Annotated in this window: 19 protein-coding genes and 1 tRNA gene; 11 read left to right on the top strand and 9 right to left on the bottom strand. The window is 46.8% G+C overall.

The window, feature by feature from the left end; genetic code table 11:
* The first annotated feature begins 7 nt into the window (after positions 1-7).
* The gene (locus JGK20_RS29170; protein WP_293233107.1) at positions 8-1,795 is read left to right on the top strand and encodes an aminopeptidase P family protein; all 1,788 of its coding nucleotides are present in this window, start codon (positions 8-10) and stop codon (positions 1,793-1,795) included.
* 85 nt (positions 1,796-1,880) lie between these two features.
* Here JGK20_RS29170 and JGK20_RS29175 read toward each other — a convergent pair whose 3' ends face one another.
* From JGK20_RS29175 to JGK20_RS29190, 4 genes are all read right to left on the bottom strand, one after another.
* Positions 1,881-3,035, bottom strand: coding sequence for a hypothetical protein (locus JGK20_RS29175; protein WP_293233085.1), 1,155 nt, complete (start codon positions 3,033-3,035; stop codon positions 1,881-1,883).
* Positions 3,036-3,041: 6 nt separating this feature from the next.
* Positions 3,042-3,458: a hypothetical protein gene (locus tag JGK20_RS29180; protein ID WP_293193278.1), complete on the bottom strand. Its 417-nt coding sequence runs from the start codon at positions 3,456-3,458 to the stop codon at positions 3,042-3,044.
* A gap of 273 nt (positions 3,459-3,731) precedes the next feature.
* A tRNA-Thr gene (locus tag JGK20_RS29185) sits at positions 3,732-3,804 on the bottom strand.
* 359 nt (positions 3,805-4,163) lie between these two features.
* Positions 4,164-6,323 carry a serine/threonine protein kinase gene (locus JGK20_RS29190; RefSeq protein ID WP_293186029.1) on the bottom strand — a complete coding sequence of 720 codons (2,160 nt, stop codon included), beginning with the start codon at positions 6,321-6,323 and terminating at the stop codon, positions 4,164-4,166.
* A 530-nt stretch (positions 6,324-6,853) separates the two neighbouring features.
* Here JGK20_RS29190 and JGK20_RS29195 point away from each other — a divergent pair.
* The 9 genes from JGK20_RS29195 (at position 6,854) to JGK20_RS29235 (ending at position 15,923) form a co-directional block, all read left to right on the top strand.
* On the top strand, positions 6,854-7,972 hold the full coding sequence (locus JGK20_RS29195) for a sulfate ABC transporter substrate-binding protein (protein WP_293186031.1): 1,119 nt from the start codon (positions 6,854-6,856) through the stop codon (positions 7,970-7,972).
* Positions 7,973-8,110: 138 nt separating this feature from the next.
* Positions 8,111-8,971 (top strand): sulfate ABC transporter permease subunit CysT, encoded by an 861-nt coding sequence (cysT, locus tag JGK20_RS29200; RefSeq protein WP_293186033.1) that lies wholly within the window; start codon positions 8,111-8,113, stop codon positions 8,969-8,971.
* On the top strand, positions 8,961-9,839 hold the full coding sequence (cysW, locus tag JGK20_RS29205; protein WP_293233087.1) for a sulfate ABC transporter permease subunit CysW: 879 nt from the start codon (positions 8,961-8,963) through the stop codon (positions 9,837-9,839). Before cysT ends, cysW begins: the two co-directional genes overlap by 11 nt.
* A 214-nt stretch (positions 9,840-10,053) precedes the next feature.
* Positions 10,054-10,296: an NIL domain-containing protein gene (locus tag JGK20_RS29210; RefSeq protein WP_293201058.1), complete on the top strand. Its 243-nt coding sequence runs from the start codon at positions 10,054-10,056 to the stop codon at positions 10,294-10,296.
* A gap of 135 nt (positions 10,297-10,431) precedes the next feature.
* Positions 10,432-10,560 (top strand): NIL domain-containing protein, encoded by a 129-nt coding sequence (locus JGK20_RS29215; protein WP_366039644.1) that lies wholly within the window; start codon positions 10,432-10,434, stop codon positions 10,558-10,560.
* 466 nt (positions 10,561-11,026) lie between these two features.
* Positions 11,027-12,331 (top strand): DUF4347 domain-containing protein, encoded by a 1,305-nt coding sequence (locus JGK20_RS29220; RefSeq protein WP_293233089.1) that lies wholly within the window; start codon positions 11,027-11,029, stop codon positions 12,329-12,331.
* Positions 12,332-12,408: 77 nt separating this feature from the next.
* Positions 12,409-14,433, top strand: coding sequence for an SdrD B-like domain-containing protein (locus tag JGK20_RS29225; RefSeq protein WP_293233091.1), 2,025 nt, complete (start codon positions 12,409-12,411; stop codon positions 14,431-14,433).
* The gene (locus tag JGK20_RS29230) at positions 14,339-15,226 is read left to right on the top strand and encodes an SdrD B-like domain-containing protein (protein ID WP_293233093.1); all 888 of its coding nucleotides are present in this window, start codon (positions 14,339-14,341) and stop codon (positions 15,224-15,226) included. The genes JGK20_RS29225 and JGK20_RS29230 overlap by 95 nt, the downstream gene beginning before the upstream one ends.
* Positions 15,227-15,242: 16 nt before the next feature.
* Positions 15,243-15,923: a calcium-binding protein gene (locus JGK20_RS29235; RefSeq protein ID WP_293233095.1), complete on the top strand. Its 681-nt coding sequence runs from the start codon at positions 15,243-15,245 to the stop codon at positions 15,921-15,923.
* Between the two features lie 291 nt (positions 15,924-16,214).
* Here the strand turns inward: JGK20_RS29235 and JGK20_RS29240 are convergent, their stop codons facing one another.
* The gene (locus JGK20_RS29240) at positions 16,215-16,595 is read right to left on the bottom strand and encodes a cytochrome c (RefSeq protein ID WP_293182882.1); all 381 of its coding nucleotides are present in this window, start codon (positions 16,593-16,595) and stop codon (positions 16,215-16,217) included.
* Positions 16,596-16,777: 182 nt separating this feature from the next.
* On the opposite strand from JGK20_RS29240, the gene petG reads away from it, so the two are divergent.
* Positions 16,778-16,897 (top strand): cytochrome b6-f complex subunit V, encoded by a 120-nt coding sequence (gene petG, locus JGK20_RS29245; protein WP_006632329.1) that lies wholly within the window; start codon positions 16,778-16,780, stop codon positions 16,895-16,897.
* A gap of 304 nt (positions 16,898-17,201) precedes the next feature.
* On the opposite strand, the gene JGK20_RS29250 is transcribed toward petG, so the two are convergent.
* The 4 genes from JGK20_RS29250 to JGK20_RS29265 all read right to left on the bottom strand — a co-directional run bounded on the left by JGK20_RS29250 (position 17,202) and on the right by JGK20_RS29265 (position 22,622).
* Positions 17,202-18,284 (bottom strand): glycosyltransferase family 1 protein, encoded by a 1,083-nt coding sequence (locus JGK20_RS29250; protein ID WP_293233097.1) that lies wholly within the window; start codon positions 18,282-18,284, stop codon positions 17,202-17,204.
* 251 nt (positions 18,285-18,535) lie between these two features.
* A complete protein-coding gene (locus tag JGK20_RS29255; RefSeq protein ID WP_293233099.1) occupies positions 18,536-19,606 on the bottom strand; it encodes a glycosyltransferase family 1 protein in 1,071 nt (356 codons plus the stop codon).
* Between the two features lie 342 nt (positions 19,607-19,948).
* On the bottom strand, positions 19,949-22,078 hold the full coding sequence (locus tag JGK20_RS29260) for a glycosyltransferase (protein WP_293233101.1): 2,130 nt from the start codon (positions 22,076-22,078) through the stop codon (positions 19,949-19,951).
* Positions 22,079-22,088: 10 nt separating this feature from the next.
* Entirely contained in the window at positions 22,089-22,622 is a 534-nt protein-coding gene (locus JGK20_RS29265) for a hypothetical protein (RefSeq protein ID WP_293233103.1), read from the bottom strand.
* Positions 22,623-22,699 lie beyond the last annotated feature (77 nt).

Genomic DNA, 22,699 nt, shown 5'->3' on the forward strand with positions numbered 1-22,699 from the left:
TGAAAAAATTGCTACTTTGCGTGCTTTGATGGCAAACTATGACTTAGATTGCTATTTCATCCCAGCAGTTGACGAACACTTAAATTTATCAGTCCCAGCCGCAAAGCAGCGACGAGCTTGGATTTCCGGTTTTACGGGTTCGGCTGGCGATTTGTTAGTTGGCAAAAATTCGGCTTGGTTGTTTGTGGATTCCCGTTATTACGAACAAGCAGAGTTGCAAGTCGATGCCGGATTGATTCAAATATCGAAACTCGGCTTAGAAGGAAATTTAAGCTTAATTGAAACTTTAGAAAAACTGGCGACTGAATCTGCCCAAAAATTAACTAAAATTAGATTCGGTTTTGATCCGTTTACCGTAGCCACAGAGCAATATCAAAATTGGGTGAAAAAATTTGCAACAGTGGGAATTGAACTCGTACCGATACCGGAGAATTTAGCAGACAAGGTTCGACAAACAGCAGAGACTTTACCCGCGATTGACGAATCTCCTATATTTAGCTTACCAGCATCCCTGACCGGAGAAACCTGCGACGAAAAATTAGTCCGAGTCGATGTACTCCCAATTACCAACCTCAATCAAATAGCGTGGCTGTTCAATCTGCGAGGCTCGGATATTCCCCACATTCCCATTTTCATATCCTACGCGATTGTCACCGCAGGTGCAGCATTTTTGTTGACAAATCTCGAACGAGTTTCACCGGAAATCGAGCAAGAATTGGCGGCGGCTGTAACTTTGCTGCCCTACTCCGACTATCCGTCAACCTTAGAACTTTGTTTGAATTTGCCGAAACAAGTTCGGGTGCTGTTAGATGCGAAACACAGTACAGCAGGCACTTACCAGTTATTGTTAAACCAGCAAAAAGCTAGTGAAAATAAGATAGAAATAGTTTTCCAGCTAAATCCCGTAGAAGGTATGAAAGCTCGGAAAAACCCGGTGGAAATCGAGCAGATGAAATCAGCTAATTTTAAGGCAAGTCGAGCTAAAACTCTGACTTTAAAGTGGTTGAGCGAACAGCTAGAAAATGGTAATGTATTGACGGAGTTTGATGTTAAAGAAAGTATCGAAAGTTTTTATCAGCAAGAAGCTGATTTTCATATTTTAACATTTAGAACGATCGCAGGTGCGGGAGCAAATAGCTCGATCGTACATTACGGCACTCCCAGCCCCGAAATCACGCTAAAACCCGGAGAATTGCTGCTGCTAGACTCAGGCGCACAGTATCTAGCGGGAACAACCGACGACACCAGAACCATGATAGTCGGGGAACCGACAGCGCAGCAAATCGAACACTACACCACAGTTTTGATAGCACACATCAACTGTGCCATGCAGCAATTCCCCAAAGGTACAACCGGATCGCAGTTAGATGCGATCGCCCGTGCGGTATTATGGCAACAACAGCTAGATTACGGACACGGCACGGGCCACGGAGTCGGCGCATTTTTAGCCGGTCACGAAGGCCCCAACGGTATCAGCAAATTTGTCCAATATCCCCTCGAACCGGGAATGGTAACGAGTATCGAACCGGGATATTACGAACCAGGCTGGGGCGGAATTCGCCTTGAAAATCTCTATGTTGTCAGGGAAATGCCGTCTAAAAACGGTACGGCTTGGTACGGATTTGAACCGCTGACGTATATTCCGTTCGAGCAAAAATTGATAAATGTCGATCGGCTATCAACAACTCAACTACAATGGTTGAACAACTATCACGCTTCAGTAGTTGAGAAACTCTCACCCGTACTCGATGCTGCCACAATCACCTGGTTGAAAAAAGCCTGTACTGCGTATTGAAAAAATAGGTACGTTGTTGGGCTTTAGCCCTCTTTCAAGATATAAATAAAGAGGGCTAAAGCCCAACAACGTACCTTGATTTGGATTATAATAAATTAGCCTTAAGCAAACGTCTTTTCAATCCAGAGCGACTGCTATATTTATTATGCAGTTGTTGAACCCGTGTGAAAAATTTAACTGTTTGGTTTTGATAATCCGCTAAATCTTGGAGTTTTAAAAGTAACAGCACTACTTCATCGTAAGAGCTAGAAGTTCCTTTTTGAATAAGAGCGTCTATATCTTCCCAAGCAGCCGTTTCTCGCTTAGCCAAAGCTTCTAAATCTCTGATTCGTGCAGCTTTAGCTTCCTGTCCTCTTCTTTCTTCTTCCTTCTTTTCTTCCTTTTCTGCGCTTGCTAAAAGCTGACGAATTGTTCGTTTATTGGGATTTTCCTCTTGTCTAACTTCTATCATTCCTGATAATTTCTTACTCAATTCAATAGAGAGATTAGATTCTCCTTTGAGTAACCGCAGCAAAAAAGTATCGACTTCAGAACGATTGAGTTTTTTGATTGCTTCTTTGATGCTACTTTCAGGAATTGAAGGTTTAGCAACACTCGCACTGATTGCAGCTTTGAGTAGATGCTCATCCACTTCAAAAATATCGATAAAAGCCTGTAACGATGAAGATAACTTACCGAAATTAGGAGGAACAGGTGGTTCTAGCCCTTCTTCATCATTTTCATCATCTTCATTTTCTTCATCATCATCTTCATCTTCGTCGTCTAATTCATCAAGATAGGTAATCCCTTTCAGCCAAGCTAAATAAAGTAAACGATAATCTCCCTGCAAAATTTCCTGACGCAAACCTATCAAAGAGGATAAATTTCCTTCTCCCTCTATCCACCCATTAAAACCTTCTTCCTCATTAATAGAAATTTCTAAAACAACAAAATTATTAATTTCCGAAACCTCAACTATGTCTTCAACACAATATTTCCGCATCAGTTCGATATCAATCAAACCTTTAGGGAAACGAAACATTAGTTGTAGCGATCCCCAATTAGCTATGTAAAACATAGCATCGAAATATTTGATTAATAATTGTTTTTCGTTGCCCGGTAAATCTCCATAGTTATAGACAAAGATAGCTTTACTAGAGCTTATTTGTGCGCGACTAGACAGTTTGCTGATTGCTTCTTGTTCGGATTGAGTCAAACGTCGATCGACACTTTGAAACTCGTAATATTGATATTCGCTCATTTTGGGTTATTCCAAGTACATCGAAGAGATGGCAAAGGCTTCTTCCGGCGTACCGTAGAAACTGCCATTTGGGAACATACAAGGCTCGTATTTTTCACTGCTATAGGCGTAAAATCCCAGAGTCCAAGCTTCTTCATCACTAAAGTAACGCAGCCGACACAGGTGAAGGGGGTTATTTCGCCTTTGTTCTAAATATTCTTCACGAGATACGCGAAGCTCTTTGAACGGAAAATCTAAGGGGACATCAGGTTCTGTGTAGGCATCAACGTAACAAAATTGACTGCGAAAACGGATGCCTAGGCGAGTGTACTTACCAGCGTAGTTAGCAGCAGCATAATTAAGAATACGCTGTTTCACCCGTTCTTGAACTGCCGGTGGGATTTTAACTCCTCCTGAATGTGGATCTTTTACCCAAGGGGACATTTCGCTGCTCCGGTAAACTGCTGACAAAGTTAGTGTAGAATAACTTGCTAAGTTGAGTGGCCAACATTTAATCAAACTTGATAATCAGACGCTCAAGTTTGCGATCGCCCGATTCAATATAACCTTCAATATAACCATAGATATTTCTATTTTTGGAAAAAAGATTACGTTAACAATCAAAATTGCTGAGGCGGGTGACAAGGACTTTGAGACGCTTGCGGGGCAAAAAAAATTAAGGCTAGAAGTTATATCTAGCCTTAATTTCATGAAATAAGCTGGTGACAAGACTCGAACTTGCGACAGGCTGATTACAAATCAGCTACTCTACCAACTGAGTTACACCAGCAGTGAAAATTAATATAGCAAACTTATCGCCATTAGCGCAACCCCCTCAGCAAACTTTTTTGCAAATTCGCCCAAAACCTCTTCCGGTAAGGGCAGAACCGGAATTATCGTCTCCTGGGCGCACCCCGAGATCAGAAACCGGGTTTCTTCCGATATTTCTCGTCACTCAACCCAAATTTTTCGTAGAAACCCGGTTTCTAGCCCCTGTGGGTAAGTCGCGTGGTGGGGGCGGGTTTATCTAGATTGTTAATGGGAATTATAGATTGTTGGTGAACCCGCCCGTACAAGTATTGTGGTTAATTAGCGGATAGGATCTGAAAACAGCCAACTGCCAACTGCCAACTGCCAACTGCCAACTGCCTAATCGCAACACCAAATCTTAATTGTCTCATCCGCGCTGCCGCTGGCTAGCAAATTGCCCGAAGGTGCGATCGCCACCGAGTATACCGTACCCGAATGTCCCTCAAGAGTGCTCAACAGCTCCCCCGTCTGCAAACTCCAAATATTAATCTTATTATCATCGCAGCCGCTAGCCAAAGTCAAACCGTCCCTACTGATAGCAACCGAATCGCCCCGACTTACATAATTCCGCAAAATATGCACAGCCTCATTCATCCCTAAATTCGCTACACCCTTTCGCTTCGCAGAATTAGAATTTAAGATCCGCAACAAACTGCCCGTGTGCAAATTCCGCAGCTTAATCGTATAATCATTGCTGACGCTAGCCAGAATTTGACCGTCCGGCGCGATCGCCACAGAATTCACCCCAACATTCAAACCCGAAAGAGTCCGCAGCAACTTACCGCTTTCCACATCCCAAACCTTGCTCGTCGCATCCGAACTCCCGCTCGCCAATATCTTACCATCCGGGCTAAAAACCACCGCATTCACATTGTCTGAATGACCCCTCAAAGTCCGCAGCAACTCACCAGTTCGCAAATTCCACAGCTTAATCGTATTATCAGCCCCGCCGCAGCTAGCAATTATCTGCCCCTTCGGGTTGATCGCCACCGAATTCACCTCCATAGAATGTCCTGGAAAAGTACACAATAGATCGCCATTGTACAAATTCCAAAACTTAATTGTTTCGTCCGAACTGCCGCTGACCAACATTTTTCCGTCATAGCTAATAGCAACCGAATTTACGCGATCGGAATGTCCCGTCAAAGTGCCAACTAATTCCCTTGTTTCTAAATTCCAAATCTTAATAGTTTTATCCCAACTGCCACTAGCCAGAATTTCGCCATCAGGACTAATCGCCAGAGAATTCACAAACGATGAATGTCCCGGCAGCGTGTAAGCGCACCGCCATTTCAGATTTTTTAATTTGTGAGCGAACTCCTTCGCCCGCTTTGATTTCGCCTCAGCTTCCTGTCTGCTTTTTAGTGCCTCCTCCTCCAAACGCTTGCGTTCCGCCCTAGCTTTCGCCTCTCGCAGTGCTAACCGCCGCATCTCTCCCTTATAGGTTATTCGCTGCTGCTCCTGAATTTCTTTAAGAGTTTCCATATACGGTAGGGCCCAATCTTGAGAAAACCATTCCTGAGCAAATTCCGCCTCTAAATTAAATAGCTGAGGTTCGTGAGTAAAATCTATTTTTAAATAATACAAATCCGCTAAAAAAGCCGCCAGCAACTTATGAATTGTCACAATTATTTGCCGAATAATCCGCAGTCTCACCTTTTCATCTTTCCCCTCGGCTTCCAACTGGTGATAAACTTCTTCCCAATTCCAAGGCTGCATCGCCACTAGGGAAACATTCTGATTGATGATCCCCCAAAAACCGACATGAAAATTAACTTCATAATCGCTGATGTCGCTGTACAATATAGCGGTTGGCACGGGAGACAAAACAGTCTGCAACCGCTCCACATCAATATCAGAAATAGGGTTTTTGAAATAATCTCCGTAAAACTGAACTGGAGAGGATTCTCCGTGCTGGGGGTAGTGCTGGTTCAAAAAAGTTCTCAACTTAGCCGGCAGCTCGATATTCAGATTGTGGCGAAACGAATCCGGGCAATCTTGGCTAATTTTGGCCGGAGCAACTAACAACAGCAATCGGTGCTGCTGCTGCTGCAAAATCTGTTCAGTTTCCTGCCTGCTCAAATTGGAAAACCAGTTGTCCCTGTCCCAAATAATTTGAATTTCGTTCAGCTTAACTCGAATTGCTTCTGATTGAATCTCCCGCATTAACTCGCGGCCAAGCCGACTAATAGTCCGCTGATCTCTCAATTCTTCCGCCCTAATTCGATTGGCGCGTTCTTCCTTTACCTTTTCTTCTTCTATGCTGGCGATCGCAATTAACTCTTGTTCTCGGGCCTGCTGCCGCTGCAAATACTTCACTTGTGCTTTAGTCCAGCGGGGGTCTTTTTTGATTTGCTGGTTCAAAGCAGAAGAACCAGACGGCTCAATTTCTGCATAGCGTTCGTTGACAGCGCTTGCTCCCAATCTTTCTCCCAATTCGCAGGCTACAGGTTTCAACAGTTCAATTAGGGTATCTGAGACGGGGCGAGGTAATACCATTTTAGATTTTAGATTTTAGATTTTAGATTGTCTGAGATTTCCGATTTTAGATAATCTATTAAATTTTAGATTGTCTTTCTTAAATAACTTATGAGATTTTAGATTGTCAATTGTAGAGGAGTTATTCGATGTATTGGAGATGTCTGACAATCGAATCAATTTCCTAACGAGATTTACTTGGCAGGCTGCGATCGGATTCCCCCCACGACGCGAAAGCCCCTAAAAAACACTATCTAGAGTCGATCGCCCTTTCTCCGAAACTCGCAACTCCAGCCTTTGACCTTTGAGGTCTCGCCCAGGTTTACAGCCTCAGCAGCTTAACTTAACAATGTTTATATTCTTTACATTTTACTGCGAATCCAGGCGTACAGCACCGGGCAACTAGGCTAAGAGACGCCCGATCGACCTTTTTTTTTACCAATTTTTTTTGCTTATTGCCATTTCGCTCGCCCTTGTCTATAATCGTACTTCACCACCATAATTACGGTATCCCGACCTAATAACCGTACTTTAGTAAAGGAACAAATATAATGAGCCCGTGGCAACACCTAACTCAACAATTTCACCGACCACAACAGCTACCAATTAGCCAAAATCGATCGCTGACTGCACTTAAAAGATTTGTGTCGCTATTTGTAGTAGGAATAACTTTAAGTTTGGCAATTGTATCCTGCCAGCAGGGAACCCCAACAAACCCAGCAGCCAACAAAGGCAAAGTAGAATTAACCCTCGTTTCCTTCGCCGTCACCAAAGCAGCCCACGAAGCGATAATTCCCAAATTTGTAGAAAAGTGGCAAAAAGAAAAAGGACAAACCGTCACCTTCAGCCAAAGTTACGGCGGTTCCGGTTCCCAAACCAGAGCAGTAATTGACGGATTAGAAGCAGACATCGTACACCTAGCCCTCGCCCTCGACACCGCCAAAATCGAGAAAGCCGGACTCATCCAACCAGGCTGGGAAAAAGAAGTTCCCAGCGAAGGTATCGTCAGCAAATCCGTAGCAGCAATAGTCACCCGCGAAGGCAATCCCAAAGGCATTAAAACCTGGGAAGATTTAAGCAAAGACGGAGTTAAATTGATCACCGCCGATCCCAAAACCTCAGGCGTTGCTCGCTGGAATTTCCTAGCACTTTGGGGTTCGGTAATTAAAACCGGAGGAGACGACACCAAAGCATTAGAGTTTACCACCAAAGTCTACAAAAATGTTCCGATTCTGACTAAAGATGCCCGCGAAGCTATGGATGCTTTTTTTAAACAAGGCCAAGGCGACGCCTTAATAAATTACGAAAACGAAGTTATTTTAGTAGCTGAGAAAGGCGAAAAACCGAGTTATATTATTCCCGATGTGAATGTGTCGATCGACAATCCGATCGCGATCGTCGATAAAAACGTGGACAAACACGGCACTCGCGAAGTCGCCGAAGCCTTTGTCAAGTATCTGTACACTCCAGAAGCCCAGCGAGAATTTGCCAAAGCAGGATTTCGCCCAGTAGATGAGACAGTCGCCAAAGAAGCAGAATTTGCCCAAAAATATCCCGCCGTCAAAACCCTATTTACAGCTAAAGATTTGGGAGGTTGGGGAGAAATTCAGAAGAAATTCTTTGATGACGGAGCCGCGTTTGACAAAATCCAAGGATCGATTAAACGCTAATTCCCGAATTACCCGCTCGTAGTGAGGACTTCAGTCCTCTCCAAACGGTTCGATCGTTCGGACTTCAGTCCTCCCCAAAATATTAGCTTTTCAAGGACTTGCATTCCTTACTACAAACGAAGAAATACTCAAACCTAAATGGCAGTATCATCTCCAGCAACCAACCCTCAATCTGCGATCGCCAATATCAAAAGAGCGATCGGCAAAATCACACTACCTTGGGGAATCACCATCGGCTACCTCAGCCTAATGCTATTTCTGCCAGTCACAGCCATGCTGCTAAAAGCCAGCACAGCAAACCCCGGCGAATTTTGGAAAATTGCCACAAGCCCGATCGCCCTTTCCGCCTACGATGTCACCTTCGTCACATCATTAATCGCAGCCCTAATCAACGGAGTCTTCGGCACATTAATAGCCTGGGTATTAGTCCGCTACGACTTTCCCTTAAAACGCATTGTCGATGCAGCAGTCGATTTACCCTTTGCGCTACCAACATCCGTTGCAGGTTTAACCCTCGCCACAGTTTACAGCGATAACGGCTGGATCGGTTCGCTATTTGCACCATTAGGAATCAAGATATCATTCACTCGCTTGGGCGTAGGCGTAGCCATGATCTTTATATCCTTACCCTTCATCGTGCGAACTGTACAGCCAGTTTTACACGAAATGGAAAAAGACATCGAAGAAGCAGCTTGGTGCTTGGGTGCTTCTCAATTTCAAACCTTTTGGCGAGTAGTTTTACCGCCGCTCTTTCCGTCAATTTTAACCGGAGTTGCCCTCGGATTTTCCCGAGCCGTTGGCGAGTACGGTTCGACGGTAATTGTAGCAGCCAACGTACCGTTTAAAGATTTAATTGCACCTGTTTTGATTTTCCAAAGATTGGAACAGTACGACTATGCAGGAGCCACAGTAATCGGCACTGTCATGTTAGGTATTTCCCTAGCAATGCTGTTCACAATTAATATTTTACAAGCCTGGAGGAGACGCTATGACGGCTGAGATCAATTTATCTAAAAATTACACAGTTCCGCCAGCGGGTTCGTCGCGGGGCAAAGAAAAAGCCTGGGTAAAGCCAACTTTGATCGGAATTGCGATCGGCTATCTCGGCCTCGTCTTATTTATCCCAACCCTCAACGTTTTTTACCAAGCATTCAAAAAGGGAGTCGAGCCATTTTTCGCCAACTTAACCTCGGCAGATTTTCTCTCAGCCGCACAGCTAACCCTGCTGATAGCTCTGATAGTTGTACCTATAAACACAGTATTTGGTTTGTGTGCAGCTTGGGTAATCGGCCGCAATAAATTTCCCGGACGCACCCTATTAATCACCATTTTAGACGTGCCGTTTGCCATCTCTCCCGTAGTCGCAGGTTTAATGATTGTACTGCTTTACGGTCGGCTGGGATGGTTCGGCCCGTGGCTGGAAACTGCTGGAATTAAGATTATATTTGCTTTCCCAGGAATGGTGCTAGCTACTGCTTTTGTCACTCTACCTTTTGTTGCCCGCGAAGTGATTCCTGTTTTGGAAGAAGTGGGAAACGATCAAGAAGAAGCGGCGAAAACTTTGGGAGCAAATGATTGGCAAATCTTCTGGAATATCACGCTACCGAATATTCGCTGGGGCTTGCTTTACGGTGTGATTTTGACAAATGCTAGAGCAATGGGAGAATTTGGAGCTGTTTCTGTGGTATCGGGAAATATTGCTAAAAAAACCCAAACTTTGCCTTTATTTGTCGAGGATGCTTACAAGCAGTACGCGACGCAAGCAGCATTTTCCGCTGCGGTAGTTCTCGGTTTGTTAGCTGTTGTTACTCTCGTGCTTAAGGAGATTTTGGAACGGAAAACTAGCATTAAGGAAGTTGACAGTTGACAGTTGACAGTTGACAGTTGACAGTTGACAGTTGACAGTTGACAGTTGACAGTTGACAGTTGACAGTTGACAGTTGACAGTTGACGCTTCTTAAGGGAGACTTTGAGAATACTCCTGCCCCCCTCTTGTTAAGGAGGGTTAGGGTGGATCGAAGGGCTAATCGTCAAGCAGTAGTACGTTATCCCTGAAAAGAAACAGACATTAGGAGGCCACAATGTTAAACCAGAACAATAGCGAACCTGAATTTGAGTCGATCGACAATTTCCACCAAACTCAACAATCAGACATACCGCACACTGAGTCAGGAGACAGCAGACCAACTCAAACCCGCATTCGCATTCGCATTCCCAAAGAATACCATCAGGAACCTGTTATCTCTAACCTGATTTCGGAACACGGTTTAAAGGTGAATTTTAATGCAGCTTTGTTGGGTGGCAAAACTTCCGATGACCAATAATTTTTTGATGGTACCCGCCACGTGATTTATCCGTGGAATCAATCCCAAATCGAAAATATAAAATCCTCTCTTCCCCCGAATTTATCCGTGGGGTTAATCTAAAATCTAAAATCTAAAATCTAAAATCTAAAATCGATTGACGGTTGGTTTGATTTGGAACTTAACGGTACAAGTCAACAAATTGAAAGTGCTCTGATTTATCTGAATGATTTAGATGTGGAAATCTGGAGCAATTCCAATCATCCCGATGAAGAAACTTGGTAATTGGCGATCGATCCAGGCTGTACAGGCTCGCGCAGCCGTGTTGGTTATTAGTCAAAAGCTAAAAACGAATAACTTTGGAATCAATACCCTAAAAAATAACATCAGATTGTAACTAATGGCGAGCGCTCGCCATTAGTTATTTTTTGCTTGACATTTATGACAATACGTTGTACTCGTTCGAGTCTAATGACATTAAAAACTGAGTACAAGCTTGACTCAAATATTTTTGTAAAAGCCGGAACAACAGCCCCCTTGAAAACTTCTACACAATCAAACTAACTTCAGTATATCCTATAGGGAGCACAAAAAAAACGTTTTGTCAATCTTCCAGGTAGGTGAAAGTTAGGGGCGATCGTCTTCGAGAGCTTCGCCAACGACAAAATCTACCCTAAAATTAAGATATCTCGCTGCTGCGTTTGGTTTGTGCTATGAATTTAATGTGTGTGTGTACCAGAGGAATTTAATCATGGAACTCTATAAAGAACGGAAACACCAGATAGTTTTTGCGGATTCACAAGTTAAAGATTGCGAAAGTTTAACAAAAACCGCGAATTCCGATACAGAAGTTATTATTCTCAAGGCCGATCGCGACGGCATCAGCCTGCAACTGGGCACCACAGAGCTCAATCTCAGCAATATTGAAAGCTACCGGAATTATTTAGAAACATGGTTTGCTTTGCCAGCAGCGGAAGCAAACTCGAACTCTTCAACTACTGCTAAACCAGAAATTCTGCTTTACGGTTGCAACGTCGCCGCCACAGAAGCCGGTGTTGCCTTCGTCCAAAGGCTGAGCCAGCTCACGGGAGCAAATATTGCCGCATCCGATAACTTGACTGGCAGTGCAGCCTTGGGCGGAGACTGGGAATTGGAAGTAACTACGGGGAAAATAGAAACACCTTTAGCATTTTCCCAAGAGGCGAGGGAAGCATATAGCGGAGTCTTAGTCGCTACATTTAGCGAACTGCAAGATGCGATCACTCTGGCTAACGCTTTGCCGAATCCAGATACGATTCTCATCACCGGCAACATCACCTTCGCGCCCGGACAAGTTCTGCCGAGAATTTCCACTCCCATCACCTTTACCGGCGGCGGTTTCGCCCTAAATCTCGGCAATAACCGGGGCTTCTTCATCGACAGCGCCACAGCCCCAGTCACATTTTCCAACCTGACAATTACGGGCGGCAGATCCGCAGGTGCTGTCGGTACAGGCGGTGGCGGCGGTGCAGCCGGCATGGGCGGTGCACTATTTATCAACAGCGGGGCTGTCACAGTTAACAGCGTCACCTTTAATGGCAACAGTGCTGTGGGTGGCGCGGGCGGCGCGGCTCCCGTTGCTCCAGCAGTAGCAGGCGCGGGTGGGAACACCGATTTTGCAGCTCTGTTTCCCTTCGTTTCCGCAGGTGGCCCAGGTCTCAACGGTCTCACAGGTTTGACAAGCCTCGGCCCTGGTGGCCCTGGTGGCCCCGGCGGTACGGGTGGCAATGGCGGGGCCGGCAGCGGCGGATTACCAGGTACTGGTCTTAACGGCGGCATCGGAGGCGCTGGTGGCGCTGGTGGCGCTGGTGGCACTGGTACTAACGGCGGAGTTGGTGGTACCGGAGGCACTGGTGGCGCTGGTGGTCTCGGAGGCGGTGGTGGCCCTGGCGGTGCTGGTGGCGCTGGTGGCGTCGCGGGCACTGGCGCGGCAGGTTTACCGGGCGCTGGCGGTGTTGGTGGTGCTGGTGGCTTCGGTGGCGGTGGCGGTGTGGCGGCGGCGGACGCGGTACTGTAGGCGGAGCCAGCACTGCTGTAGGAGCTTTCACCCCGGGCGGCGCAGGAAGCGCAGCCGGCGGTGGTGGCGGTGCTGGTTTGGGCGGTGCAATTTTTGTGAATGCTGGCAGTTTGACCCTGAACAACAGCACTTTCTTCAGCAACACAGCCACGGGCGGCGCTGCTGGCGGTGCTGCCGCTACACCCGGCCAGGGCGCAGGAGCCGCGATTTTTGTTAACAGCGGCGCTACTGCAACTCTGACTAACAACACGATTACTGCTAACAGTGCTGCTGCGACTGCTCCTGCTCTTGCTGTGGGCGGGGGTATTGCTACTAACGGCGGTGCTGTGAATGTCAGAAACACTATTGTTGCTGGCAATACTGGTGGCGCGAGTCCTGATGTGTTCGGAACCTCTTTCGCCGCCACCAGTATCAAGAATTTGATCGGGAACATTGCTGGTAGCAATTTACCTGCTACCCAGCAATTGGCGGCGACTGTTCCTCTAGCTAATGTACTCGCACCTACCGCAGCACTGAACCAGGCTACAGGCGTTCCCTTCACTTATGCTTTGGCTGATAGCACTGCGACAGTGATTAATCCGGCGATCGATGGCGGAGATGTGGCGGCTGGGGCGGCTGCTGGCGCGACTGACGAGCGGGGTACTGGCTTTCCTCGGACGATCGGCGCTGCTGTTGATATCGGTGCCTACGAGTACGGCCCGATCGTCACAGGCGTCAAATACAACGACCTTAACGGTGACGGCGTTCGGCAGGCGGCTGAACCCGGTCTCCCAGGTTGGGTAATTTCTGTAGGCACGAAGAGCGCTACCACCGCAGCCGACGGCTCTTACACCCTCCGCGACGTAAAAACAAATACTGCGATTACAGAAGCCCCGCCCGCTGGAACGCCTCCCACTGCTTGGGTGCAGACTGTCGGCCCGACTCCGCCCTCTACAGGTATTGTGAATGTCACCGGCGCCAACTTCGGTAATTTCCAAAAAACTACGATCGCGGGCAAAACCTTCAGCGACCTCGCAGGCAACGGTTTCACTCCCGACGACACCGTATTAGCTGGCGTCGTAGTCAATCTCTACAAAGACACCAACGGCGACGGCATATTCCAAGCCGCCACAGATACAGTTGTCGGCACTCCGCAAACGACTACGGCAACAGGAGATTACAGCTTCGCGGACATCGGCCCGGGCAAGTACCTGATACAAGCCACTCCCCCAGCCAACTCCAGCATCTCTTTCCCCGCTGGCGCAATTCCGGCTATTCCGGTTACTACCCAAAGCGGTCTTGCCGTCACCGGGCAGAACTTTGGCATCTTCAAAAACATCACTATCACAGGTCAGAAGTTCAACGACCTCAACGGGAATGGGGTCAAAGAGGGGACCGAACCAGGATTAGAAGGCTGGAAAATCTTACTAGAACCACAGACCTTTATCGGCACAGCAGTACCGCGATCGACTACCACTGATGCCTCTGGGAATTACACCTTTACTGACGTTGGCGCTGGTACATTCCTCCTGCGGGAAGAGCAAAAGACTGGTTGGCAGCAAACTTTCCCTGTTCCCCCAGCGGCCACGAGGCTTACTACCGCAAGTGGCGTTAACATTGCCAACACCACCACCCTTCCTACCAACTTCGGGAACTTCCAGGTTGGCAAGATCAGCGGGATCAAATTTAACGATCGCAACAAAAATGGTGTCCAAGATGCTGGCGAACCAGCGCTAGCAGGCTGGAGAATCTACCTAGATGCCAACAACAACGGCACGCTAGAGCCAACCGAAACCGCTACTGTTACCGATATCACCGGTAAGTACCAGTTCAACGACTTGCCATTCGCCACCTACAACGTCCGGGAATTAGTAGAACCAGGCTGGACGCAAATCGCCCCCGCAGCCAGCGCCACCGCGCCTACCCTTCCAGGTGCGTATACTATCCCTCTCACCAGCGGTCAAGACTCCCAAAACAACAACTTCGGCAACTTCTTCGAGGCGAGCACGATCAGCGGTCAAAAATTCAATGACCTCAACAACAACGGAAAACTGGCAAATCTTCGTAGACACGAACAAAGATGGAGTGTTCCAACAGGGCGAATTGACTACCATCACGGATAAGGATGGCAACTACACTATCACCGACGTACCCGCAGGTACTTTCCAGGTAAGGGAAGTCCAGCAAACCGGCTGGACGCTGACAACCGCGCTCCCTGCCGACGTTATTATAGCTCAAGCCGGAGAAAAACCCACGGGCATTGACTTCGGCAACTTCCTGCCCCAACCGGGCACGATCCGCGGTCTGAAGTTCCAAGACAACAACAAGAATGGCGTTCAGGATGCCGGAGAACCGGGTTTACCCAATGTCCAAATTCTGTTAACCAAAGTCGTAGCTCCCACCCCAGGAGCTCCTGCTGCTGTTCCTGTTACTACTACCACAGACAACAGCGGCAACTACGTGTTCGCGAACCTAGCGCCGGCAACCTACCGCGTCCGGGAAACCCCGCCAATAGGTTTCACTCAAACCAGCCCCAACCCCGCCGACATCGTGCTGGCTTCGGGCGCTATTGTCAGCGGCATCAACTTCGGGAATTCCATTACAACACCGACGCCACCGACGCCGACGCCGACATCGACGCAGCCGACACCGACACCGCCGGCAAGGATAGAACCGACACCTTCACCTGCACCGACGCCGCTGCCGACACCTGCACCGACGCCTGCACCGACGCCGCTGCCGACACCTGCACCAACACCTGCACCGACTCCGACGCCAACACCTGAACCGACTCCGACACCAGAACCGACGCCGACACCGACGCCGACACCTTTAGTGACAGATTTGGTTTGTCCCGATTCTTTCCCCAGGGTTACCCCTCCGAATCTGCCCCAACGGTGTCATCAACGGCACTAACGGCAACGATACCCTCGTGGGCAGTGCCAATGCTGACTCTATCTTCGGGTTAGGCGGCGCTGATTTGATCTTCGGCCAAGAGGGCGGCGATTACATCAATGGCAATACCGGCAACGATACTATCTATGGTGGCAAAGATAGCAATACTATCTTCGGTGGTAAAGGCTTTGACCTGATCTTTGGCGATCGAGCTAACGATACTCTTTACGGCAATCGGGGCAACGACTCAGTAAGCGGCGACGACGGCGATGACGTATTGTACGGCGGCAAAGGCGACGACGTGCTATTGGGAGAAGCCGGCGACGACGTGCTATTGGGCGATCAAGGTAATGACACTCTCTGCGGTGGCGACGGTAACAATACCTTACTGGGCGGCAGCGGCGATGATATACTCTTTGGTGGCACCGGCGATGACTTGCTGTTTGGCGGCATTGGCAATGATACTCTGATCGCTAACGGCAACCGACAAGACTTTGTATTGGCAGCGATTCAGGGAATTGACACGATTATCAACTTTAGACCAGAATCTGATTCGATCCAGTTGGTGGGAGGCTTGGACTTCAATCAACTGTTGTTAACCGAAACTAACGGCTCAACTGCGATCGCGATCGCCAGCACCAACCAGACTTTGGCTATATTGGCGGGCGTTGTCCCCAACCGGTTAGCGGCAAGCAGTTTTAACGTGCTGGTGGTTTAATCTGTAGTCCTTAGTAGGCATTGGTTTCAACTTAACGTCAAACGTAGTGCCTGTCTGGCGATCGGGGCCAGATCCCCCCTAGCCCCCCTTCTTAAGGGGGGGACAGGATTTTTCTCAAAGTCCCCCTTCTTAAGGGGGATTTAGGGGGATCGACGCTCAGGGTAAACGAGAGATACAAAGGTTTTCGGGGTTAAGTTGACACTAATGCTATGTAGGATGCGTACTTCGCGCACCCTACTATTACCCGGACAATCAGGATGAGGGGAACGAAATTCCGTTCCCCTTTTTTGCTTAAATTTGTTGGAGATATTTCAGCAAGTCGGCCATTTCTTGCGGGCTCGGCTGAAACTGTGGCATTGGTGGGGTTCGCCCGCTGGTGACTTGGCGGATCAGCTCGAATTCGGATTTGCGCTCTGAAACTCGGTGCAAGTTGGGCCCAACTTGAGTCTCTCCGACGGATATGTGACACCCCGCACAGTTCATTTGAAAGATGGCGGAACCCTGAAACTGGTCGCCAGCAAGGGACAGCACGCTTTTGACGTAGGGATCGGCAACTTGAAACTGACGAATTGTCATCGTCGCCAACATGATCGCAAGCAACAGCGCGATCGCAAATATGAGCAGTCGCTCGATCGGGTTTTTAATTTCATTCGTGGCAATTTGGTGATTCAAAGGAGTGCAATTTTAAAATAGTATCTACAAGAAAATTTATTTCTCATCACATAGCTTAATCGTTTCCAGCGGGGATATCAAGATCACAGACCCCCAGAACTCCCAAGAATGGGAAAATTCATCTGTCTCAGTGCTGGTAATATTAAAAATAGATTGTTAAATCTTAACGTTAAGGAGCTCTCATGGTAGAACCGCTGCTTTCAGGTATTGTTCTGGGTTTAATCTTTGTTACTCTGGCTGGGCTGTTTTTTGCTGCTTACCAGCAATACAAGCGGGGCGATCAGTTGGGTATCAACAAGTAAAAGGGCCTAAGTCCCTCGGTGAAGCGGAGGGAGGAGATGGAGGAGAGGGGGAGAGGGGGAGAGGGGGAGATTGGAAAAATCTTTCTTCTTTCTTCTTCAGTCTTGCTTCTGTCAACTGTCAACTCTTGGGAGCATCTCAGTTTTGCATTTACAGTGCGAGCATCCCCGCTGGCGTATTTTACAATACGCGAGCGGGACGCTCGCACTACAAGAAAAAAAATGCTTTTTACAAAACTGAGATGCTCCCCAACTCTTCCCTCTTTCCTCTTCCAACTGTCAACTGTCAACTGTCAACTGTCAACTGTCAACTGTATCGATCGAGAATAGCAGCAGTTTCCACGCCTGTCTTTTCCCAGCTAAACTGTTTTGATCGGGCCAAACCGAGTTCCCGCAAGTGCGATCGAGCTTTGGTATCTATTGCCAGCTCGTGCATAGCAGAGGCTATTTCTGCGACGCTGTACGGATTGACTAACGATGCTGCGTCCCCCCCGACTTCGGGCATCGAAGATAGGTTAGAAGTGATGACAGGAGTGCCACAGGCCATTGCTTCGAGCACCGGCAGACCGAATCCTTCCCAAAGACTGGGGAATACAAGGGCGATCGCCCGGTTGATGACTTTCGGCAAATCAGCCGCGGGGAGGTAATTTAGGAATTTTACGCGATCGGACAATCCCAATTCTTGAACCTGGGCCTTCAGCAGCGGCGTATAGCGTTTATCTTCCGATCCCGTTATCCACAATTCGTACTCGGAATTATTAGGTAAAGCCGCAAACGCTGCTACAACTCGCTGGACGTTTTTATGGGGATTGTGGCGGCCCATATACAGGAAATAATTGCTAGTTGGTAAGTCTAGAAACTTAAAAAAACTGGTATCGTAGCCGGGAAAAATTCGTGTAATTAAAGAACTTGGAATCTTACAAAAATTAGTAATATCATTGGCGGTTGACTCGGAATCGCAGATGATATGTTCAGCCTGCCGCAATACTTGGGGAATGTAGTAACGGTGATAAACCGCCAAAGGATCGAAGCGGCGGGGAAATCGTAGGGCTATTAGGTCATGTACTGTAATTATATACCGACAACCTGCAAATAGAGGAGCTTCTGGAATTGGGGAAAATAACAGGTTAGATTTTAGCTGTTTGTAAATTTTGGGAATTTGGGTTTGTGTCCACAGCAATCGGTTGATGTGTCCTCTGCTTCCTTGTTCTGGTGTGAGGTTCGCTGGGATTTCGTAGCAGTTATTATTGGGAAATTTTTGGGCTGTTAGTAAGGTTGGATTGAGGGTTTTTAGGTGGGGAAATAGGTTTTTAGCATAGATGGCTAATCCGGTTGGTTCGGAAATTAGGAAGGAGAGATTAATTAGTAGGTTGGATTGGGGATTTGGCATAGAATAATATGAGGATTGCGGTTTTTTGATTGGGATTTTTTTTTGATTAACCGCAGAGGGCGCAGAGGGCGCAGAGAGAGAAAATAGAGAGAGGCAGGATTGAGAGATATTGTTGTAAGATTTATGAGGATTGCGGTTTTTGGTTGGGATTTTTTTTGATTAACCGCAGAGGGCGCAGAGGGCGTTGGTTGGGATTTTTTTTGATTAACCGCAGAGGGCGCAGAGGGCGCAGAGAGGAAGAGAAGGAGGATTTAAAGATATTGTTGTAAGATGTTGGCGGTTGCTTGTCCGGTTTTGTGCCAGCTAAATTCGGCCGATCGCGCTAAGCTAGATTTTTTTAAGTGCGATCGCACTTTTGAATCTGTGGCTACTGTTTGCATGGCTGCGGCTATTTCTCCGACGCTGTAGGGATTGACTAATAATGCCGCATCTCCGGCTACTTCTGGCATCGATGACAGGTTGGAAGTGATGACTGGTGTACCGCAGGCCATTGCTTCTAAAATCGGCAAGCCGAATCCTTCCCAGAGTGTGGGAAACACCAGGGCGATCGCCTGATTCATCAGTACGGGCAATTGCGAGTAGGGAACGTAACCGAGAAACTTTACCAAAGATTGTAAACCCAATTGTTCTACTTGTGCGATCGACTGCGGCGTGTAGGCGTTGGGAGGCCCGGCTAGCCAAAGTTCGTAGTTTGTGCGATCGGCTAAACTTGCAAATGCAGCAATTAATCTTTCCAAGTTTTTGTAACTATCGTGTCTGCCGGTATAAAGAAAATAATTTTTTGCTGGCAAGTCGAGACAGCGAAAATTAATATTATCACAAGCTAGGGGAATTGCGGTCATTTTCTGACGCGAAATCTGGTAAAAGTTAGCAACATCTGTCGCCGTTGCTTGAGAATCGCAAATAATATGTTCGGCTTGTCGCAAAACCTGGGGTATGTAGTAGCGGAAATAAGCTGTCAGCCGAGATAACTTTTGGGGGAATCGCAAAGGAATTAAATCGTGAACCGTAACTATGTAGCGGCATTTGGAATATAAAGGTGCTTCGGGAATTGGCGAGAATATTAGGCTTGACAGCAATTTGTCGTAGATTTTAGGCAATTTAAATTGAGTCCACAGTAGTCTGTTAATTTGTCCTTTCGGCCCTCGATCCGGTGTGATGTTATCGGGGATTTGATAGCAACTATAATTCTGAATTTTCTGGGACGTAAGTAATGTTGGTTCTAGCTGTTGCAGTTGCGGGAAAAGATTAGCTGCATAAGTTCCGATTCCCGTGGGTTCGGGAGTTAGAAAGGATAAATTTATTAACAGTTTATTGGACACGTTTTGAGTAAAAATAAACTTGTGATTAGTCGATATTTGATATCAAATCAAGTCGATTTTCGGCGATATCTGTGGGGAAATGGCACTCCCTCCGCTACGCTTCGCCCATTGGTGTCAACTTACGATCAAAAACTTTTGTATTTATCGTTCGCATCTGAGTCCAGATCCCCCTAAATCCCCCTTAAGAAGGGGGACTTTGAGAATACTTTTGTCCCTTTTTAAGAAGCAGGACTTTGAGAATACTCTTGTCCCCCCCTTTTTAAGGGGGGCTAGGGGGGATCGAGGCTTAACTTAACACTAACAGACACTGCCACGTCCTTACCCACAGCTATATCTGTATGCTTAAGGTCGATCGAGTATTTGAGCAATCTCGCCTGGATTTGGCAGCCGAATTGTAGCATATTCCTGGTGAATAATCTCAAAAAAACTCTTGACTTTGTGTTCAAAAGGTGCGAGTCTAAAGTTCTGACTGCGTTGCTGTGCACCAGCTTGAAGTTCTGCTAACAAATCGGGATGAGCAATTAGTTGATGTGAATAGCGGCAAAGTTCCTCAACCGTATTGAACAAAAAGCCCGATCGCCCGTGTTCGACAATTTCCGGTTGTCCACCGCCACAAAACGCGATCGGAGCACAACAGTTTTGCATTGCTTCAACAGTCGCCATCCCAAAATGCTCAAACCTTTGGGGATTGACTTCACCCAAACCGCAGCCATGCCAAAATATACTCGATTTAGCATAAAGCGATTTTACCTCATCTAAGGAACCATTGACTTTAAGTTCGATCGCCCTTGAATCCTGCTTCAACAAATTCTGAACCGTCTTTAAATAAGGATTTTTCGGAACACTGCTACCCGCTAAAATCAGCCGCCATCCTTGAAGTTCATCTGGATAATTTACTAGCAAACTGCGGAAAGCTTGGATGAGTTCAATTTGCTTTTTTGTTCCTCCAGCTTCAAACTGTCCCACAGCTAAAATTATCTTTTCCTTCGACACTTTAGCTGTAGCCATTTCCACGGGCGGATACAGCATAAAAGTTGGTTGCAAATTCCAACGTTTCTCCAACCACTTGACAGTAAATTGACTGTTGGCAATAATAAAAGTGTAATCATCCACAGCAAAATGACGGTTGCGAAAAGTATTCGGGAAGTGGCAGAAAAATACTGATATCGGCGACAGCGGTTTGACTTTTTCGAGTTGGTTGGCGTTGACAAAAATATCGTAATTTTTGCTTTCTCTGGCAATTTCATCAAAGGGATTTTCCATATCCTCAGCGATGATACTGGAATCGATGCACTGCATTCCACGTTTCTCGTAAAACGCCAAGGGCATAATCTTAACTTTGCATCCTGAAAGGTTAAGCCCGTACCACGATTCTAAGTCGGAAACAGCCACGGGTTTGTTGGCGATAAAAGTAATGTCAAATTCATTTTGCAGCAGCGAGGCGATGGTAGCGACGTATTTTTGCCCGCCGCCGATAAAATGCAGTCCGTGATCGTAAATTGCGATCGACATTTTGCGATCGCCCCTAACCACCTCCAATCGAGGTAAAATGCGATCGACCTTCATTCTACTGTAAATCACCGCCAACTTTTCCGTCAACTGCGGCAGTACCGCTGCGACGATTTCCGGTTTCTGATAATCTAGCAGTTTTTTAATCGCGAAAAACAAACTCTCGAACAGCAAATCGTACTGCTTGTTACTAAAAAAATCCGAAGTATGAATCGATTTCACTAATTGCAGAGGTTCGTGTTTCGCCAAATACAAAAATCGATTGCGGTTGCAGAAATACTCGGTGAGTTTGCTACCTTTACTCGATCCTCGATACTCGTGATGGGCGATAGCTGCGGGAGTATAAAGCATTTTCCAACCGCGTTTTTGGCAGCGTTTGGAAAACTCTACATCTTCAAAATACATCACAAAATCTTCATCGATCGGCCCGACATCTTCCAGACATTCCCTGCGGAAAAGCACCGCCGCCCAACAAAGCCCTTCTACTTCCCTTTCTGTATTATATTGTCCCGAATCTTTTTCGCCAAAACCGACATCTTGCCAATAAAAATTAGGTAATTGCTGAATGCCCGCGCTGTTGATTCGCCCGTCTTTAAACAGCAATTTGCCACTAGCTGCACCAACTTTATTGTCAGTTTCTAGGCGTTTAACTAATATTTCCAGCCAGTGACTGTCAAGCGTTGCATCGTTATTGAGAAAGCCGATGTATTGCCCTTTTGCTTCGCTGATGCCGAGGTTGAGGGCTTTGGCAAAGTTGTTGGCGGTATTCACAAAAATGCGAACTTTTGGAAACAGTTGGCGCAAAGCATTAACCGAATCGTCTTGAGAGCAATTATCAATTACAATTAAATCGAGTTGTGATTCTGGATACGCAAGTTTTTGTAGGGATTTCAAGCAGTCTTTGGTGTGGCGCAGACCATTATAGTTAACTATAATAAATGAGCATATAGGAAGTGTAGTCATCTTTGATGCTTTATGGTTGTCGATCGCCCAATTGAGCAGTAATCTCCTCTAAAATAGCAGTATGTTGCTGCTGTACTGCTTTGATTTGCTCTACTTCAGACTGAAAATTTGCGATCGCCTGTTGTTGACTCTCAAGCTGCGCTGTCACTTCGGGAAACCCGCTGCTGAATTCCGATGTAAGTTTTTTCTCTAGAGTTTGTTGATTTTCTTGCAATTTTTGCAACTGTGTGCTCAAGGTTTGCACGACGCGGGTATTGGCGAAATTGTAAATTACTTGTCTGTCTAGTACGGGCTTGAGCAATTTTCGGACAATTTTTCTGACGGCGATGACTGCGGAACCGAGCCGCCTTTGGTAAGATGTAATTGGAATGTTATAAATGTCAAAGCCCGCTTTGAGAAGGGCAATGTCTTCGTCATCTTCATTTTGGGCGATCGCACTATTTGGTCTTTCCGACAGCGACAACTCAGCAATACCAATTCGCGGCTCCAAAGTTTGCCGCAGTTTATCTATAATTTGTTGAGTCGGTATTTCTTCGTACTGCAATCTTCCGCCTCCTTTAAATTTATGGTGCGCCGAGGGGCACCATCTCGTAGACGTAGCAACGCGCACCATCGGGTAAA

Origin of the sequence: Microcoleus sp. PH2017_05_CCC_O_A, assembly GCF_020738785.1 — a bacterium.
Classification (GTDB): Bacteria; Cyanobacteriota; Cyanobacteriia; order Cyanobacteriales; family Microcoleaceae; genus Microcoleus.